Source organism: Streptomyces sp. NPDC093598 (assembly GCF_044764825.1).
In the GTDB taxonomy this organism is placed as follows: Bacteria; Actinomycetota; Actinomycetes; order Streptomycetales; family Streptomycetaceae; genus Streptomyces.
This window is the reverse complement of the sequence record NZ_JBIWIV010000001.1, coordinates 807,226-823,519: the sequence shown is the minus strand read 5'-3', so window position 1 is coordinate 823,519 and position 16,294 is coordinate 807,226. Positions and strand designations below refer to the sequence as shown.

The following is a 16,294-nucleotide window of genomic DNA, read 5'->3' as shown; positions in this document are numbered from 1 at the left end:
CGCACGCTCGCGCCTTCCTCACACCCGCGCCCGCCAGTCCCCGCTCGCGATCACCCGGCCCCGGGCCCGCAGCCGCGTGGCGACGGCGGGCGCGGCCACGTACACCCAGGCCCGGGCGGCCGCCCCGTCGGCCTCCCGTACGACCTTCCGCTCGACACGCAGGTACAGACTGCGCGGATCCCCCGGCACGTACTCCTCCAGCCGGTCCAGCTCGGCGAGCAGCTCCTCGTACGCCTCCGGCAGCGCGGTGACCAGTTCCCCGGTGACCGGGCCACCGCCCCTTTCCTCGACCGCGTACGGATAGCCCGGCCCCTGGTACAGCACCGCGTCCGCGAGCCGGGCCGGTTCCTCGGAACGGGTGCGGCCGCGCAGCAGGAGGTCGTGGTTGACCTGCCCCGGACGGAGGGTGCCGTAGACGAAGAAAGGGAGGGTCACAGGAACGATTCTGCACCCTCACACACCTGCACAGCGGGGCTATGGACATGCCATGTCCGCGTCGCCTTGACTCGCGGTCAACATCAACGCCGCACCCGGTCGACCCCACGCGACCGGGTGCGCCCGTATGAGGAGACCGATGAGTCGGATACGTCAGATCCGCGGTTCCCGTCTCGCCCTCGCCGGTGTGGCCGTCACCGGCGCCACCGCCCTGCTGGGCGCCGTGCTCTCCCCGGCCGCCGGCGCGGTGGACCGGCCGACCAGGTCGAGCGCGATCGAGGACGCCGAGGCGGTGCTCGCGGACCGGGCCGGGGCCCTGGGCCTCACCTCGGCCCAGGAGACGAAGGTCCGGGACGTCGTCGTCGACGACGACGGCACCCGGCACGTCCGCTACGACCGCACCTACCACCGACTGCCCGTCCTCGGCGGCGACTTCGTGCTCCATCTGAACCCGGACGGCACCTACCGCGGCACGAGCCGCGCGACGCGGTCCGCGCTCTCCCTGGCGAGCGTCACCCCGAAGGTGACCGCCCCGAAGGCCGCCGACCTCGCGGCGAACCTGCTGCGCGCGGCCCACCTCGGCGAGACCCTGAAGAAGCTGACCGCCAAGCCGCGGCTGGTCGTCGACGCCCTGCACGGCGCCCCGAAGCTGGCCTGGCAGACCGACGCGGTGGCGCACGACGAACTCGGCAACCCGGTCGGGCGCACGGTGCTGACCGACGCGACGACCGGTGCCCGGATCGACGCCTGGGACTCCCTGGAGTCGGCGTCGGGCGACGGCACGTCCCTCTACGGCGGCACGGTCCCGCTGGAGACGACGGCGTCCGGCTCCTCGTACCGGCTGAAGGACGCGACGCGCGGTGGCACGTACACCGGCGACGCCGGGAACAAGACGGACCAGTGCCTGCTGTCCATCTGCCTGACCCGCGCCCCCGCGACGCTCTTCACGGACGCCGACAACCAGTGGGGGACGGGCACGACCGCCGACCGGGCCACGGTGGCGGTGGACGCCCAGTACGGCACGGACGTCACCTGGGACTACTACAAGGAGGTCCACGGCCGCAGTGGCATCGCCGGCGACGGCAAGGGCTCCTACAACCGCGTCCACTACGGCAAGGACTACAACAACGCCTTCTGGGACGACAACTGCTTCTGCATGACGTACGGCGACGGTGACGGCAAGGTGCTGGGCCCGCTGGTGTCGCTGGACGTCGCCGGGCACGAGATGTCCCACGGCGTCACGTCGAAGACGGCGGCGCTGACGTACTCGGGTGAGTCCGGCGGCCTGAACGAGGCCACGTCGGACATCTTCGGCACGCTGGTGGAGTTCCACGCCGCCAACCCCGAGGACCGGGGCGACTGGCTCATCGGCGAAAAGGTCGTCCGATCCGGCCTCGGGCGGGAGGCCCTGCGCTTCATGGACAAGCCGTCCAAGGACGGGAAGTCGGCCGATTGCTGGAGCGAGGGGCTGGCCGACCTCGACGTGCACTACTCCTCGGGCGTCGGCAACCACTTCGCGTACCTGCTCGCGGAGGGCAGCGGCGGCAAGACCCTCAACGGCGTCGGCCACCACTCCCCGACCTGCGACGGCTCCACGGTGAACGGCATCGGCCGGGCCGCGCTGGGCAAGATCTGGTACCGCGCGCTGACGGTCTACATGACGTCCTCGACGGACTACGCGGACGCGCGCACGGCGACCCTGAGTGCGGCGAAGGATCTCTACGGCAGCGAGAGCACGGAGCAGAAGGCGGTCGCGGCGGCCTGGAACGCGGTCGGGGTGGGCTGAGCCCTACCGCCCCACCGCCTCCAGCCGCACCGCGCACGCCTTGAACTCCGGCATCCGGGACGTCGGGTCGAGCGCGGGGTTGGTGAGAGTGTTGGCGCGGCCTTCGCCCGGCCAGTGGAAGGGCATGAAGACGGTGTCGGGCCGGATGGCGTTCGTGATCCGCGCGGGCGCCACGGCCCGGCCCCGCCGCGACACGACGGCGACCGGGTCCCCCTCGGCCGCCCCCAGCCGGGCCGCCAGCCGGGGGTGCAGCTCCACGAAGGGCCCGGGCGCCGCGGCGTTCAGCTCCGCCACGCGCCGGGTCTGGGCCCCGGACTGGTACTGCGCCACGACCCGCCCGGTGGTGAGCAGCACGGGGTACTCGTCGTCGGGTTCCTCGGCGATCGGCCGGTGCGAGACGGGGACGAACCGTGCCCGGCCGTCGGGAGTGGCGAACCGGTCGAGGAAGAGCCGGGGCGTGCCCGGGTGCGAGGCAGGAGTCTTCGAGGTGGGGTCGCCGTCCGCGTCCACCGCTTCCACGGCTGCCGGACACGGCCAGAACACCCCGTCCTCCTCCACCAGCCTGCGGTACGTGATTCCCGAGTAGTCGGCCGCCCCGCCCGCCGAGGCCCGGCGCAGTTCCTCGAAGACCTCCTCCGGGTCCGTCGGGAAGCCCTTCTCCACGCCCAGCCGGGCGGCCAGTTCGTGCAGCACTTCCAGGTCGCTGCGGATGCCGTCGGGCGGGGTGATCGCCCGGCGCCGCAGCAGGACCCTGCCCTCCAGGTTCGTCGTCGTGCCCGTCTCCTCGGCCCACTGGGTGACCGGCAGGACCACGTCCGCGAGCGCCGCCGTCTCCGACAGCACCACGTCACAGACCGCCAGGAAGTCCAGCGACCTGATGCGCTCCTCGATGTGCGCGGCCCGCGGCGCCGACACCACCGGGTTGGACGCCATCAGCAGCAGGGACCTGATGTCGGTGCCGAGCGCGTCCAGCAGCTCGTACGCGCTGCGCCCCGGCCCGGGGAGGCTGTCCGGGTCGACACCCCACACCTCGGCGACATGCGCCCGCGCGGCCGGGTCGTCGAGCTTGCGGTAGCCCGGCAACTGGTCGGCCTTCTGCCCGTGCTCGCGGCCGCCCTGCCCGTTGCCCTGCCCGGTCAGACAGCCGTACCCGGACAGCGGACGGCCCGCCCGGCCGGTCGCCAGGCACAGGTTGATCCACGCGCCCACCGTGTCCGTGCCCTTGGACTGCTGCTCGGGCCCCCGGGCGGTGAGCACCATCGCCGACTCCGGCTCACAGAACAGCCGCACGGTCTCCCGGAGCTGGGGAACGGACACCCCCGTGATCCGCTCCACGTACTCCGGCCAGTGCGCCATCGCGGCCGCCCGCGCGTCCTCCCAGCCGGCCGTGCGCTCCCGGACGTACTCCTCGTCCACCCGCCCCTCGGCGATCACCAGATGCAGCAGGCCCAGGGCGAGGGCCAGATCCGTGCCCGGCCGGGGCGCCAGGTGCAGGTCCGCCTGCTCGGCCGTCTTCGTGCGGCGCGGGTCGATCACGACGAGCGTGCCGCCGTTCTCCTTCAGCTCGGTGAAGAACCGCAGCGACGGCGGCATGGTCTCCGCGAGGTTCGATCCGACGAGGATCACGCAGCCGGATTTCGGGATGTCCTCCAGCGGGAAGGGCAGCCCCCGGTCGAGGCCGAACGCCTTGATGCCGGCGGCCGCCGCCGACGACATGCAGAAACGCCCGTTGTAGTCGATCTGGGACGTGCCGAGCACGACCCGCGCGAACTTGCCGAGTGTGTACGCCTTCTCGTTCGTCAGCCCGCCCCCGCCGAACACTCCGACCGCGTCCGGCCCGTGCTCCGCGCGCGTGCGGCCCAGCCCCGCGGCGATCCGGTCCAGCGCCTCGTCCCAGGAGGCGGGCACCAGGGCGCCGCCCCCGTCGCGCACCAACGGCGAGGTCAGCCGGACGTTGCTCGCGAGCACCGCCGGAGCCGTACGGCCCTTGCCGCACAGCGCGCCCCGGTTCACCGGGAAGTCCGCACGCTCGCTCACCTCGACGGTCCCGTCCGGCGCGGGCGTCAGGTTCATCCCGCACTGCAGGGCGCAGTACGGGCAGTGCGTGGGCGTCGCGGTGTTCTGCATACCGTTCAGCGTGCGTCGGCCGTGTTACGCCAGGGACGGTTCCCTGTTACGCGGCCGGGACGGCAACCTCCCCGCCACCGCCCCGCCCGCGTGAGGCACGGGCCCGCTGCCCGCTGAGACACAGGCCTGCCCTCCTTCAAGTCGTCGCCGACCGGCACGGACGTTGCCCGTGTGACGAGAAACGCCACATGTGGCTCATTGCGTTCCTTTCTTGGCCGATCCGACCTCGTTGAGTGTTGAAGCAGCCGCACTACGCTCTCGCTACGCGCAGCGCTCGCACGACTCCGCACGGCGTTCGACCCCCGGGCATGCCCGCCGCTCACGGCTGCATCCACCCGCGGCTCCGCCGCGGGTGGCAATCCGACCTCGAAACAGCCAGGAGGCCCCCCGACCATGCCTCTGCGCCACCTGACCCCTCACGACCAGCGGCTCTTCCGGCAGTACGGCCGGGGTCCGACCGTCCCCGTCCCCGACCCGCTCCTGCACCACGCCGTCGCCCGGCACGCCACGGCCCGCCCGCACGCCGTGGCCGCCGAGCACCAGGGCGCCCGCATCACCTACGGCGAACTCGACCGGCACGCCGGCGCCCTCGCCGCCCGCCTGGTCCGCGAGGGCGTCCGCCCCGGCGACCACGTCGGCCTGTTCGTCCGCCGCTCGATCCCGATGCTGGTCGGCCTGCTCGGCATCCTGAAGGCCGGCGCCGCCTACGTCCCGCAGGACATCGGTCTCGCACCCCCGGCCCAGCTCACCCACGTCATCCGCACCGCCCGCACCCGGGTCGTCCTGACGGTCGCCGAACACGCCCCCCGCGTGCCCGTGCCGGACGGCCATCTGCTGCTCCCGCTCGACGAGCCGCTGCCGTACGCCCCGCCCCCACGCGTCCGCGTCACCGGCGACGACGGCGCGTACGTCCTGTTCACCTCCGGCACCACCGGCCGTCCCAACGGCGTGAAGGTCACCCACCGCAACGTCGCCAACCTCCTGCTCACCGCCCCGGGCGGCCTCGGCGTCCGGCCCGGCGACCGCGTCGCCCAGCTCCTCAACATCGCCTTCGACATGGCCGCCTGGGAGATCCTCGGCTGCCTCACCCAGGGCGGCACGCTCGTCATCCGCGGCAAGGACCTCGCCGCGGCGGCCCGCACGGCGGACGTGCTCGTCGCGACCCCGACCGTGCTGTCCGGCCTCGACCCGGCCGCCTGCCCCCGGGTGCGCACGGTCGCCGTCGCGGGGGAGCCCTGCCCGCGCCCGCTGGCCGACCGGTGGGCCCGGCAGGCCGCCTTCTTCAACGGCTGCGGCCCGACGGAGACGACGATCGTCAACACGATGAGCCGCCACGACCCGGCCGCCCCGCTGCTCACCATCGGCCGCCCCACCCCCAACAACACGGTCTACGTCCTCGACGCCGACCGACGTCCCCTGCCGGTCGGCGAGCCCGGCGAGATGTGGGCCGGCGGCGACTGCGTCTCCGCCGGCTACCTGGGCGACGACACCCTCAACGCCGAGCGCTACGCCCCCGACCCGTTCCTGGGCGGCGGCCGCCGCATGTTCCGCACCCGCGACCTCGGCCGCTGGACCCCCGAGGGCGAGCTGGAACACCTCGGCCGCACCGACGACCAGGTCAAGGTGCGCGGCTTCCGGGTCGAACTGGACTCCGTCTCCTCGGTCCTGGAGTCGGCCGCGGGCTGCACCCGGGCCGTCACCCTGCAACGCGACGCCCGCACCCTGGTCTCCTTCGTCTGCCCGGCGGACGTCGACCCGGACGCGGCCCGCCGCGCGGTCGCGGACGCCCTGCCGTACTACTGCGTCCCCGAGCGGATCCTGCCGCTCGCCCTCCTCCCCGAGACCGACCGCGGCAAGGTCGACAAACAGGCGCTGCTGCGGATGATCGAGGAGCGCGTGGCGGTGGCGCCATGACCACGTCCCCTCCCCGGACCCACCCGGCCACCGGCGGGCTCCCGCCGCTCCTCCCCGCGCCCCGCCGCCTGCTCAAGCACCCCCGCCTGATGCACTACAACCGGCTCGCGGCCCTGGTCCTGCTCGCCAACGCGGCCTTCGCGGCGACCGCTTGGCCGTTGACCACGCCGACCCTCGGGCACGCGGCCCTCGCCAACCTCGCCCTCGCCGTCGTCGTACGCCAGCAGTACGTCATCAACCTGCTGTTCCGGCTGGCGACTTCGGCCCCGACGAGCTGGCCGCTGCGGGTCCGCTGGACGCTCGGCAAGGTGTACCACTTCGGCGGACTGCACGTCGGCGGGGCGCTGGCGGGCACGGCCTGGTTCCTGGCGCTGACGATCACGACGCCCATCGGCCCCCTGATGGCCGTCGGCTGGACGCTGATCGCCCTCCTCGCGCTCGTCGTCGCCACCGCCCTGCCGCCCTTCCGCTCCCGCCACCACGACCACTTCGAGAAGATCCACCGTTTCGGCGGCTGGACGGCCCTGGCCCTGTTCTGGACGCACACCCTGCTCTCGTCGCCCGGCCCCTGGGAGGTCGGGGTGCTCGCCGTGATCACCTTCAGCGTCGCCCTGCCCTGGCTTCGGCTGCGCAAGGTGGACGTCCACCTCGAACGTCCCTCCTCCCACGTGGTGCTGGCCCGCTTCGACCACGGCGAGACCCCCTTCGCGGGCTCGTCCACCGCCATCAGCCGCAGCCCGCTGAAGGAATGGCACTCCTTCGCCAACGTCCCCGCCCCCGGCGAGCCGGGCTTCCGCCTGACCATCTCCCGGGCCGGCGACTGGACGGGCTCCTTCATCGACGACCTGCCCCGGCAGGTGTGGGTCAAGGGCATCACCACGGCCGGCGTCGCCAACATCGAGGTCCTGTTCACCAAGGTGGTCTACGTCGCCACCGGCAGCGGCATCGGCCCCTGCCTGCCCCACCTGCTCGCCGCCCAGGTGCCCTCCCGGCTGGTCTGGGCGACCCGCGACCCCCGCACGACCTACGGCGACGCCCTGGTCGACGAGATCCTCGCCGTCCAGCCGCACGCCCTGATCTGGGACACCTCCCGGCACGGCAAGCCCGACATGGTGCGCCTCGCCCACGAGGCCTACCGGGACTTCGGCGCCGAGGCGGTCATCTGCATCTCCAACAAGAAGCTGACCTGGCAGGTGGTCCACGGCCTGGAGCGGCGGGGCATCCCGGCGTACGGCGCGATCTGGGACTCGTGACCCGGACTCGTGACCCGGACTAGTGACCCTGACTCGTGATCTCTCGGAAGGAGAAGGCAGATGAACCATCTGAAGGTCGAACGGCACGGCCGTGTGGTGACCGTACGCCTGCACCGACCGCACGTCCGCAACGCGCTCAGCAGTGAGCTCCTCACCGAACTCCTCGACGTGCTGCGCCCGTTGGACGGGGACTCCGGAACCGGCTGCTTCGTCGTCACCGGCTCGGAGACGGTCTTCGCGGCGGGCGCCGACATCAGGGAGATGGCCGGGAAGTCGGCCGTCGACATGGCGGCCGAGGACTACTTCGCCGCCTGGGAGGAGTTCGCCGACCTCCGCACCCCGAAGATCGCTGCCGTCAACGGGCCGGCACTCGGCGGCGGTTGCGAGCTGGCGATGATGTGCGATCTGGTCGTCGCGGGGGAGTCGGCGGTCTTCGGCCAGCCCGAGATCAAGCTGGGCGTGATCCCCGGCATCGGCGGCACCCAGCGGCTGACCCGTCTCGTCGGCCGGGCGAAGGCGATGGACCTGGTCCTCACCGGCCGCACCATGGACGCACAGGAGGCTGGACGCTGCGGTCTCGTCTCCCGCGTGGTCCCCGACGACCGGGTCCTGCCCGAGGCCCTCGAAGCGGCGGCGACGATCGCCTCCTACGGCAGCGCGGCGGTCAGGGCGGCCCGCGAGTGCGTCGACCGGGCCCTCGAAACCGGCCTGCGCGACGGCGTCCGCTTCGAACGCCGCGTCTTCCACGCCCTGTTCGCCACCGACGACCAGAAGGAGGGGATGACGGCGTTCCTGGAGAAGCGCCCGCCGCGCTTCCACGGGCGCTGACGCTGACGCCGGCCCGGTCAACCGAGAGGGTCTTCGGCTGTCGCCAAGGCCCTCTCCACCCCCGGCTCCCGCGGCCCGAGGAACCGCGGATCCGGCCGGAACACCGCGTCCAGCGCTGCCTTCCCGGCGGCGAGGATCTCCCGGGCACCCCCGTAGTACCAGGTCGCGTCGTGCACCGCGTCCACCCCGACCCCGTACGAGGTGACCCCCGCCGCCTCGCACAGCGCCACCGCCCGCCGGATGTGGAAGCCCTGGCTGATCAGCACGGCCTCGTCCACCCCGAAGATCTTCTTCGCGCGCACGCAGGAGTCCCAGGTGTCGAACCCGGCGTAGTCGCTGACGATCCGCCCGTCGGGCACCCCGTGCCGCGTCAGGTACCCGCGCATCGCGTCCGGCTCGTCGTAGTCCGCTCGGCTGTTGTCCCCCGGTGACGAGCACCACCTCCACCCGCCCCTGCCGGTACAGCTGCGCCGCCGCGTCCAGCCGGTGCGCGAGATACGGCGAGGGCTCCCCGTCCCACAGCCCGGCACCGAACACCACGGCCACATCGGTACGCGGCACATCCGCCGCCGTACGCAGCCGGTCACCCGCCACCGTGTACATCCAGGTCGCGGGAAGCAGCGCGAGCACGCACCCGGCCATCACGGCCTGCACCAGCCTCCGCTGCCCCCGCCGGGTACGCGGCAGCCGCGGTCCGCGCAACGTCACACGACGCATCGGACGGTCCCTCCCCAGGTCGGCTCCTCGACAGTCAGGGACGTCCGCCCGGGCCGTCCGGTTCATCCGCAGCCGCGTGACCAGGTTCACTCGATTCATGGAAACCGCAGGTCAAGCCTCCTCACACACCCCCTGTCCCGCATCGTGAACCGCTGGAAAACACCCGTGACGCCCATGCAACGGGAAGGCAACGTGGCGCCGCGACCATCGGTGCATGCCCAGTCAGCTCAGCCTCGTCCCGCCGCCCGCCACGCGCCGCCCGGCGCCGCCCGCCCTCGTGGTGGTGGCCCACGGCAGCCGCGACCCCCGCGCGCTGAGCACCGTGAGCGCGCTCCTCGACCGGGTCCGGGCCCTGCGCCCCGACGTGCCGGTGCACCTGGGCCACATCGAGCTCAACGCCCCCCTGCTCCCCGACACGCTCGCCGCCCTCGGAGACAGGGAGGCCGTCCTCGTCCCGCTCCTCCTCAGCCGCGGCTACCACGTCAAGCAGGACATCCCCGAGATGGCCGCGGCCTCCCCGGCCCGCACCCACCTGGCGGCCCCCCTGGGCCCCCACCCCCTGCTGGTGGACGCCCTCCAGGCCCGCCTGTCGGAGGCCGGCTGGGGCGCCACCCCCCGACGCACCAGCGCGGTGGTCCTCGCAGCGGCGGGCTCCCGCGACCCGGACGCGAAGACGGACACCGCCCGCACGGCCCACCTCCTGGCGGCCCGCCTCGGCGTCCCGGTCATCCCGGCCTACGCCTCGGCGGCGACCCCCACGGTCCAGGAGGCCGTCCGCACCCTCCTGGCACGGGGCCGCCGCCACATCGCCCTCGCTTCCTACTTCACGGCCCCGGGCCGCTTCGCCACGGAGTGCGCCCAGAAGGCCCCCTGGACGGCGGCGGCCCCCCTGGGCACCCACCCCGCCATGGCCCAGCTCCTCCTGCACCGCTACGAGGAAGCACTGACGACCCGGGCTTTCGAGGAACCAGCACTGGCATCGGCGTAAAGGGGGCGGGAACCGCGCGACCAGCCCGAAACAACCCGCACCCGCCAGAGAACAGAGCCCGGCACACGCAGACGCGCTTACTGTCGTCACATGGACGGCACCGCACAACACCCCACGGCCTACGACCCGGCGTCAGTCGACCGCTGGGCCCCCGAACCAGACAAACGCCCCGGCCGCACCGCCTTCCAACGCGACCGGGCCCGGGTCCTGCACAGCGCCGCCCTGAGAAGGCTCGCCGGCAAAACCCAAGTGGTGACGCCCGGCACCCGGGGCCCCGCCTGGGACGCCAGCCCCCGCACCCGCCTGACCCACTCCCTCGAATGCGCCCAGGTCGGCCGCGAGCTGGGCGCGGCCCTCGGCTGCGACCCGGACCTCGTGGAAGCCGCCTGCCTCTCGCACGACCTGGGCCACCCGCCCTTCGGCCACAACGGCGAACAGGCCCTCAACGAGTTCGCGGCCGACTGCGGCGGCTTCGAGGGCAACGCCCAGTCCCTCAGACTCCTCACCCGCATCGAACCCAAACGGTTCACCCCGGAGGGCTCCGTCGGCCTCAACCTCACCCGCGCCGCCCTCGACGCCGCCACCAAGTACCCCTGGCCCCGCGGCGCCCACCCCACCGACCCGGCCTCGAACAAGTTCGGTGTCTACGACGACGACCGCCCGGTCTTCGACTGGCTCCGCAAGGACGCCCCCGGCACCCGCACCTGCTTCGAGGCGCAGGTCATGGACTGGTCCGACGACGTGGCCTACTCGGTGCACGACGTGGAGGACGGCCTGCACGCCGGCCACATCGACCCGAACTGCCTGCACGCCGACCCCGAACGCCGGGACGTCTTCCGGGTCGCCCTCGGCAGGTACGTCCCCGCCGACACCGACCCCGCCGAGCTCGCCGAGGCCCTGGACCGGCTGCTCGCCCAGGAGTGGTGGCCGCACGGCTACGACGGCACCGCCGTCGCCCAGGCCCGGCTCAAGGACGCCACCAGCCAGCTCATCGGCCGCTTCTGCCTGGCCGCCGAGACCGCCACCCGCTCCGCGTGGGGGTACCACCCGGGCCGTTCAGGCACTGAGGGAGGGGCCGGGCGGCTCACCCGGTACGCCGCCGAACTGGTCGTCCCGCGCGAGACCCGGATGGAGTGCGCCGTCCTCAAGGCGGTCGCCGACCTGTACGTCATGCAGCGAGCCGAGCAGGAGCGGCTGCGCGCCGACCAGCGGATCGTCGTCGCCGAACTGGCCGAGGCGCTCACCGCCCGCGCCCCGGACGGCCTGGACCCGCAGTTCCGCGCCCTGTTCGACCGGGCGGCGGACGACCGGGCGCGCAAGCGGGTGATCGTCGACCAGATCGCCTCCCTCACCGACACCTCCGCCCGTTCGCTTCACGCCCGTCTGACGGGGCGGGGGCGAGACTGACGCGACAGGTGGGACCCGAGCACCCCCGAATGTGACCCTCCGTGGCCTGATCGGGTCACTCCCTCTTCCCGCATCACGCTCCGTGCGGGACGCTCGCAAGTGGCGACACCCGCTGTGTTTTCCGGGGAGACACCCCCGGACCCCCGTAGGAGGCATCAAGTGGTCGACGCGGATCAGACATTCGTCATCGTCGGAGGCGGACTGGCCGGCGCCAAGGCGGCCGAGACGCTCCGCGCGGAGGGCTTCACCGGCCGGGTGATACTGATCTGCGACGAACGCGACCACCCCTACGAGCGTCCGCCCCTGTCCAAGGGCTTCCTCCTCGGCAAGGAGGACCGCGACAGCGTCTTCGTGCACGAGCCCGCCTGGTACGCGCGCAACGACATCGAGCTGCACCTCGGCCAGACCGTCGACGCGATCGACCGTACGGCGAAGACGGTCCGCTTCGGCGAGGACGGCACCGTTGTCCGCTACGACAAGCTGCTCCTGGCGACCGGCGCCGAGCCCCGCCGCCTCGACATCCCGGGCACGGACCTGGCGGGCGTGCACCACCTGCGCCGCCTCGCCCACGCCGAGCGCCTCAAGCACGTCCTGACCAACCTCGGCCGGGACAACGGCCACCTGGTCATCGCGGGAGCCGGCTGGATCGGCCTGGAGGTGGCGGCGGCGGCCCGCGAGTACGGCGCGGAGGTCACGGTCGTCGAGCACGGGCCGACGCCGCTGCACGGCGTGCTGGGCCCGGAGCTCGGCGGGCTCTTCGCCGAGCTGCACCGTGAGCACGGGGTGCGCTTCCACTTCGGCAGGCGGCTGACGGAGATCGTCGGCCAGGACGGCATGGTCCTCGCCGCCCGCGCGGACGACGGCGAGGAGCACCCGGCGCACGACGTGCTGGCGGCGATCGGCGCGGCCCCGCGTACCCACCTGGCGGAGGCGGCGGGGCTGGAGATCGCCGACCGCGCCGACGGCGGCGGCATCGTCGTCGACGAGCGGCTGCGCACCTCCGACCCGGACGTCTACGCGGCCGGGGACGTCGTCTCCTTCCCGCACACGCTCTTCGGCACGCGCGTGCGCGTCGAGCACTGGGCCAACGCCCTCAACGGCGGCCCGGCGGCCGCGCGCTCCATGCTGGGCCGCGACGTGACGTACGACCGCGTGCCCTACTTCTTCTCCGACCAGTACGACCTGGGCATGGAGTACTCCGGCTGGGCGCCCGCGGGCAGCTACGACCAGGTGGTGATCCGCGGCGACGCCGGGAAGCGCGAGTTCATCGCGTTCTGGGTGAAGGACGGCCGGGTGCTGGCCGGGATGAACGTGAATGTGTGGGACGTCACAGACAAGATCCAGCGCCTGATCCGGTCCAGGGCCCAGGTGAACACGGAGTCGCTGGCGGACCCGCACGTGCCGCTGGACAGCCTCGCCTCATAGGCGTCAGGACTGTCGGTCCACCACCGTAGAATTCACGCGTGGCAGGACGGATCAACGACGAGGACGTGAAGGCGGTACGGGACGCGGTCCCGATCGACGCCGTGGTGTCCGAGTACCTCCAGCTGCGCAACGCGGGCGGCGGAAACCTGAAGGGTCTCTGCCCGTTCCACGACGAGAAGTCGCCCTCCTTCCAGGTCAGCCCGAGCAAGGGGTTCTTCCACTGCTTCGGCTGCCAGGAGGGCGGCGACACCATCACGTTCGTGATGAAGATCGACCACCTCTCCTTCTCGGAGGCGGTCGAGCGCCTGGCCGGCCAGGCGGGCATCACCCTGCGCTACGAGGAGGGCGGGTACAACCCCTCCCACCAGCGCGGCGAGCGGATCCGGCTGGTCGAGGCCCACAAGATCGCCGCCGACTGGTACGGGGAACAGCTCGCCACCAGCCCGGAGGCCGACACCGGCCGCCAGTTCCTCGCCGAGCGCGGCTTCGACCAGGCCGCCGCCCAGCACTTCTCCGTCGGCTACAGCCCCCAGGGGTGGGACCACCTCACGCGCTATCTGCGCGGCAAGGGCTTCACCGACAAGGAGCTGATCCTCTCCGGCCTCTCCCAGGAGGGCCGCCGCGGCCCCATCGACCGCTTCCGCGGCCGGCTGATGTGGCCCATCCGCGACATCGGCGGCGACGTCGTCGGCTTCGGCGCCCGCAAGCTCTACGAGGCGGACAACGGCCCCAAGTACCTCAACACGCCCGACACGGCGATCTACAAGAAGTCCCAGGTCCTCTACGGCATCGACCTGGCGAAGAAGGACATCGCCAAGGCCTCCCGCGCGGTCGTCGTCGAGGGCTACACGGACGTCATGGCCTGCCACCTCGCCGGTGTGACGACCGCCATCGCCACCTGCGGCACCGCCTTCGGCGGGGACCACATCAAGATCCTCCGCCGGCTGCTGATGGACAACGGCTCGGCCCGGGTCATCTTCACCTTCGACGGCGACGCCGCAGGCCAGAAGGCGGCCCTGCGCGCCTTCGAGGACGACCAGAAGTTCGCCGCCGAGACGTACATCGCCATCGCCCCGGACGGCATGGACCCCTGCGACCTGCGCCTCGCCAAGGGCGACGAGGCCGTCGCCGACCTCGTCGAACCCCGCACCCCGCTCTTCGAGTTCGCCCTGCGCCAGATCGTGGACCGCTACGACCTCGACACGCCGGCGGGCCGCGCGGCGGCGCTGGACGAGGCCGCCCCGATCGTCGCCCGCATCAAGAACAGCGGCGCCCAGCACGAGGTCGCCGTCCAGCTCGCCGGCATGCTCGGCATCCTCGACACCCAGTTCGTGGTCAAGCGCGTGGCCCAGCTGGCCCGCTGGGCCCGCGACCGCGGCGGCAAGGGTCCCACCCCGGAGCGGCACCACCAGGGACAGCAGCGGTACGCCGGCCCGCCCCAGCCCGCCGCCCCCCGCGGCCCGGCCCTCAACCTCCGCAACCCCGTCTTCGCCACCGAGCGGGAGCTGCTCAAACTCGCCCTCCAGCGACCCGAGTTGGTCTCCCCGGCCTTCGACGCGTACGGCATCGACGAGTTCACCGCCCCGCCCTACGCCGCCGTCCGCCAGGCCATCCAGGACGCGGGCGGCGCCGAACTGGGCGTCGCGGACCCCCAGGACTACCTGGTCAAGGTCCGCGAGGCCGCCCCGGACGACGCGGTCCGCGCGATGGTGACGGAGCTCGCCGTCGAGGCGATCATGCTGCACAAGGGTGTGAAGGGCGTCGACGAGGTGTACGCGGGCGCCCAGTTGGTCACGGTTCGCCGCAGGGCCGTGGAGCGCCGCATCCGCGACATCACGGGCCGCCTCACCCGCCTCGGCACCCACGGCGACCCGGCCGAGCTGGCCGCCGTGCAGAACGAACTGTGGGTCCTCCAGCAGTACGACCAGACCCTCCGGGAGCACGGCGCCGCCGCACTCTGAGGTCACCGCGCGGTCACGGACCGGAAGCAAAAAGTCATCGCACGCCCCTCGTGGCAACGATGTGTCTTACCCCACACTGGGTTCCGGTGCCTGAGTCCTCGGAGCGCGGCCGACCCGTCACCGACGGGTCCCAGACCCCCGCGGTTCCGCTCATCGCGTACGGGACGGAAAGCGGCGAGGCCGTCGATTCCGTCCCCGAAGTACCGCTGCCGTACTCCTTGGCAGCGATCATCCTGGAGGTCGCCCCCGTGCAGACCCAGACCCTCACCCAGACCGACGTCGGTGCTGCCCCCGGCGCCGGCGGCACCGCCCCGGACGCGGAGGCCGACGCCCTGTCCGCGGTCCCGGCGCAGAGCCGCGTCGCGCACCACCCCGAGTCGGAACCGGAGCCGGAGGAACCGCCCGCCGAGGTCATCGAGACGGCCGAGCCCCCCGAAGCCGCCGAACCCCCGCCGGTCCGCACCGAGACCGGCGGCCCCTCCTCGGACCTGTTCCGCCAGTACCTGCGGGAGATCGGCCGCATCCCCCTGCTCACCGCCGCCGAGGAGGTCGAACTCGCCCGCCGCGTCGAGGCCGGCCTGTTCGCCGAGGAGAAGCTGCGGCTCACCCCCGACCTGGACAGCCAGCTCGCCCTCGACCTGGACCGGCTCGTCGTCATGGGCCGGATGGCCAAGCGCCGTCTGATCGAGGCGAACCTGCGGCTGGTGGTGTCCGTCGCCAAGCGGTACGTCGGCCGCGGCCTGACCATGCTCGACCTCGTCCAGGAGGGCAACCTCGGCCTCATCCGGGCCGTGGAGAAGTTCGACTACGCCCGCGGCTACAAGTTCTCGACGTACGCCACCTGGTGGATCCGCCAGGCCATGTCCCGCGCCCTGGCCGACCAGGCCCGCACGATACGGGTCCCGGTCCACGTCGTGGAGCTCATCAACCGGGTCGTCCGCGTCCAGCGCCGGATGCTCCAGGAGCGGGGGTACGAGCCGACGCCCGAGGAGGTCGCGGCCCATCTGGACCTGGCGCCGGAGCGGGTCAGCGAGGTCCTGCGCCTGGCCCAGGAACCGGTGTCGCTGCACGCGCCCGTCGGCGAGGAGGACGATGTCGCCCTCGGCGACCTCATCGAGGACGGCGACGCCGCCAGCCCCGTCGAGTCGGCCGCGTTCCTCCTGCTGAGGGAGCACCTGGAAGCGGTCCTGTCGACCCTGGGGGAGCGGGAGCGGAAGGTGGTCCAGCTGCGGTACGGCCTGGCCGACGGCCGCCCGCGCACGCTGGAGGAGATCGGCAGGATCTTCGGCGTCACGAGGGAACGCATCCGTCAGATCGAGTCGAAGACCCTCAACAAACTGCGGGATCACGCCTTTGCGGACCAGCTGAGGGGCTATCTGGAGTGAAGGGCGTCAGCCGCACGTACCAAGGGGCGCGGGGAACTGCGCGACCAGCCCCCACCGGGCCCGCAGCC

11 protein-coding genes and 1 pseudogene are annotated in these 16,294 nt (G+C 72.7%); 9 read left to right on the top strand and 3 right to left on the bottom strand.

The genetic code is table 11. From position 1 onward, the window contains the following. Positions 1 to 18 precede the first annotated feature (18 nt). The gene (locus ACIRDU_RS03835; protein WP_403573961.1) at positions 19 to 435 is read right to left on the bottom strand and encodes a gamma-glutamylcyclotransferase family protein; all 417 of its coding nucleotides are present in this window, start codon (positions 433 to 435) and stop codon (positions 19 to 21) included. A 139-nt stretch (positions 436 to 574) separates the two neighbouring features. On the opposite strand from ACIRDU_RS03835, the gene ACIRDU_RS03830 reads away from it, so the two are divergent. Beyond that, on the top strand, positions 575 to 2,221 hold the full coding sequence (locus tag ACIRDU_RS03830) for a M4 family metallopeptidase (RefSeq protein ID WP_403573958.1): 1,647 nt from the start codon (positions 575 to 577) through the stop codon (positions 2,219 to 2,221). Positions 2,222 to 2,224: 3 nt separating this feature from the next. On the opposite strand, the gene ACIRDU_RS03825 is transcribed toward ACIRDU_RS03830, so the two are convergent. After that, complete coding sequence (locus ACIRDU_RS03825; protein ID WP_403573954.1) at positions 2,225 to 4,348, bottom strand: molybdopterin oxidoreductase family protein; 2,124 nt, start codon at positions 4,346 to 4,348, stop codon at positions 2,225 to 2,227. Positions 4,349 to 4,741: 393 nt separating this feature from the next. Between ACIRDU_RS03825 and ACIRDU_RS03820 the strand changes: the two genes are divergently transcribed. From ACIRDU_RS03820 to ACIRDU_RS03810, 3 genes are read left to right on the top strand one after another with little or no spacing between them, the layout of a single operon-like run. Then, positions 4,742 to 6,262: an amino acid adenylation domain-containing protein gene (locus ACIRDU_RS03820; protein ID WP_403573951.1), complete on the top strand. Its 1,521-nt coding sequence runs from the start codon at positions 4,742 to 4,744 to the stop codon at positions 6,260 to 6,262. Continuing rightward, entirely contained in the window at positions 6,259 to 7,515 is a 1,257-nt protein-coding gene (locus tag ACIRDU_RS03815) for a hypothetical protein (RefSeq protein WP_403573948.1), read from the top strand. The genes ACIRDU_RS03820 and ACIRDU_RS03815 overlap by 4 nt, the downstream gene beginning before the upstream one ends. 60 nt (positions 7,516 to 7,575) lie before the next feature. Next, positions 7,576 to 8,343, top strand: coding sequence for an enoyl-CoA hydratase-related protein (locus ACIRDU_RS03810; RefSeq protein WP_403573945.1), 768 nt, complete (start codon positions 7,576 to 7,578; stop codon positions 8,341 to 8,343). Positions 8,344 to 8,360: 17 nt separating this feature from the next. Here ACIRDU_RS03810 and ACIRDU_RS03805 read toward each other — a convergent pair. Then, positions 8,361 to 9,060: pseudogene (locus tag ACIRDU_RS03805) on the bottom strand (vancomycin high temperature exclusion protein). Between the two features lie 214 nt (positions 9,061 to 9,274). Between ACIRDU_RS03805 and ACIRDU_RS03800 the strand changes: the two are divergent. The 5 genes from ACIRDU_RS03800 (at position 9,275) to ACIRDU_RS03780 (ending at position 16,226) form a co-directional block, all read left to right on the top strand. After that, entirely contained in the window at positions 9,275 to 10,048 is a 774-nt protein-coding gene (locus ACIRDU_RS03800) for a sirohydrochlorin chelatase (RefSeq protein WP_403573942.1), read from the top strand. A gap of 90 nt (positions 10,049 to 10,138) precedes the next feature. Beyond that, positions 10,139 to 11,455 carry a deoxyguanosinetriphosphate triphosphohydrolase gene (locus ACIRDU_RS03795; RefSeq protein ID WP_403573939.1) on the top strand — a complete coding sequence of 439 codons (1,317 nt, stop codon included), beginning with the start codon at positions 10,139 to 10,141 and terminating at the stop codon, positions 11,453 to 11,455. Positions 11,456 to 11,614: 159 nt separating this feature from the next. Further along, the gene (locus tag ACIRDU_RS03790) at positions 11,615 to 12,880 is read left to right on the top strand and encodes an NAD(P)/FAD-dependent oxidoreductase (protein ID WP_403573936.1); all 1,266 of its coding nucleotides are present in this window, start codon (positions 11,615 to 11,617) and stop codon (positions 12,878 to 12,880) included. 38 nt (positions 12,881 to 12,918) lie between these two features. Further along, entirely contained in the window at positions 12,919 to 14,841 is a 1,923-nt protein-coding gene (dnaG, locus tag ACIRDU_RS03785) for a DNA primase (protein ID WP_403573933.1), read from the top strand. Positions 14,842 to 14,927: 86 nt separating this feature from the next. After that, positions 14,928 to 16,226 (top strand): RNA polymerase sigma factor, encoded by a 1,299-nt coding sequence (locus ACIRDU_RS03780; protein WP_403573930.1) that lies wholly within the window; start codon positions 14,928 to 14,930, stop codon positions 16,224 to 16,226. Positions 16,227 to 16,294 lie beyond the last annotated feature (68 nt).

Excerpts from the sequence above, each read along its gene's own strand:
- ACIRDU_RS03810 (WP_403573945.1), top strand. The coding sequence starts at position 7,576 with ATGAACCATCTGAAGGTCGAACGGCACGGCCGTGTGGTGACCGTACGC.
- ACIRDU_RS03825 (WP_403573954.1), bottom strand. The coding sequence starts at position 4,348 with ATGCAGAACACCGCGACGCCCACGCACTGCCCGTACTGCGCCCTGCAG.
- ACIRDU_RS03830 (WP_403573958.1), top strand. The coding sequence starts at position 575 with ATGAGTCGGATACGTCAGATCCGCGGTTCCCGTCTCGCCCTCGCCGGT.
- ACIRDU_RS03795 (WP_403573939.1), top strand. The coding sequence starts at position 10,139 with ATGGACGGCACCGCACAACACCCCACGGCCTACGACCCGGCGTCAGTC.
- ACIRDU_RS03815 (WP_403573948.1), top strand. The coding sequence starts at position 6,259 with ATGACCACGTCCCCTCCCCGGACCCACCCGGCCACCGGCGGGCTCCCG.
- ACIRDU_RS03800 (WP_403573942.1), top strand. The coding sequence starts at position 9,275 with ATGCCCAGTCAGCTCAGCCTCGTCCCGCCGCCCGCCACGCGCCGCCCG.
- ACIRDU_RS03820 (WP_403573951.1), top strand. The coding sequence starts at position 4,742 with ATGCCTCTGCGCCACCTGACCCCTCACGACCAGCGGCTCTTCCGGCAG.